The organism is Ureibacillus sp. 179-F W5.1 NHS (genome assembly GCF_045369345.1).
Lineage (GTDB): Bacteria > Bacillota > Bacilli > Bacillales_A > Planococcaceae > Ureibacillus > Ureibacillus halotolerans.
Window position 1 is genome coordinate 1 of the sequence record NZ_JBIQFG010000105.1, and the last position, 1,312, is coordinate 1,312.

The 1,312-nt window shown below is 37.3% G+C and carries 1 protein-coding gene; it reads right to left on the reverse strand.

Annotation, left to right across the window (positions count from 1 at the left end):
• Positions 1 to 55: 55 nt before the first annotated feature.
• Positions 56 to 1,312 (reverse strand): IS3 family transposase gene (locus tag ACH0B5_RS18020; RefSeq protein ID WP_406928258.1). Its coding sequence is split into 2 segments (ribosomal slippage), with 1,258 coding nucleotides annotated over them: positions 56 to 1,008 and positions 1,008 to 1,312; the frame shifts between segments, so codons are not numbered across the junction. This gene is flagged as partial in the annotation.

Genomic DNA, 1,312 nt, shown 5'->3' on the forward strand with positions numbered 1-1,312 from the left:
TGAACTGAACCCTATAAAGTAGACAGTTTAATTAAAAGGGAGTTCGCCACCTATTTTAAGCGGCGATTAGATGGCTTCGGTATGCTACCGGAGTCATCTTCTTTAATGTCCATTGTTTTCTTGCAGTATTGTAGTAATCCATATAATTTTCTACTATGTATTTCAAATCTTTTAAGCTCTCAGCTTCTTTGCAATCAACTTCATCCTTAAAGTGCCCGAAGAATGATTCCATCGGTGCGTTATCGAGACAGTTTCCTCGTCGTGACATGGATTGAAGGAGACCCATTTCTTTCACACGCTGTTGGAAATCAGGGTGTGTATAATGAAAGCCTTGATCGGAATGTATCATCGCCTCTGGATGTAGGTTATCATTTATAAATTCTTCTAACTTTTTTAATGTACGGCTGACAATATCCATCTTTAGACTCGTAGATAATTCATATGCCACAATCTCTCTTGTAGCTACATCTTTAACACATGATAAATAGGCAGTTTGTCCACTTCCATATTGTAGATAGGTGATATCAGTTAAGAATACTTTACCAGGCTCATCTTGTTTAAACTGGCGATTTAAATGATTAGGTACTTGGCGATGCACTTCAGTTGCCTTCGCTAATGTACGATAAGGATTGGCACGTCTCACTTTTGAATACAAATTGAATTTGCTCATTAAACGTAATATCTTCTTGTGATTCATTGGGGTTACTAGTAATTCCGTTAAAGTCATATAAAATCCACGATAACCTATTTTTCCATTTGAGGCTTCATAAATATCCTTCAATAATAAATAATCTTGATAGTCTGCTTCATCACGTAGTACTTGCTTTCCATTGTTCTGAAGCCATTTATAATAGCCACTTGGACTAACATTCGCTATTTTACAAAGATAACGAGTCATATTTTTTAATTGATACAGACGAATCGTTTCATTAATTGCCTGATATTTCTCGCTTGGCTTTAGATTCGTTTCTTCTTCGCCTGCCTTTCCATTTCTTCGAGCTTTTTTAGGAGCGTAAGCTCCGCCTCTAATAATCGAATACGCGCTTCTGCTTTTTCTAATTTCTTTTCAGCTGACAAGTGTTCAGCCTTTGGCCGACCAGAACTTGCTTTTCCTCGTCGTTCCTCTAAAAATCCTGATTCTCCAAGTGTTTGATAGGTTTTACGCCAGCGTGCAAGGGAACTTTGAGCTTTCTTTAGACCAATAATTTCTAAATCAAACCCAGCTTCATTGAAGATCTGAGCTGGTCCTTTTCCTAATTGATTTTCCTTAACCGCTTTTATTTTAAATTCGGCTGTATATTGGATGGCGCGA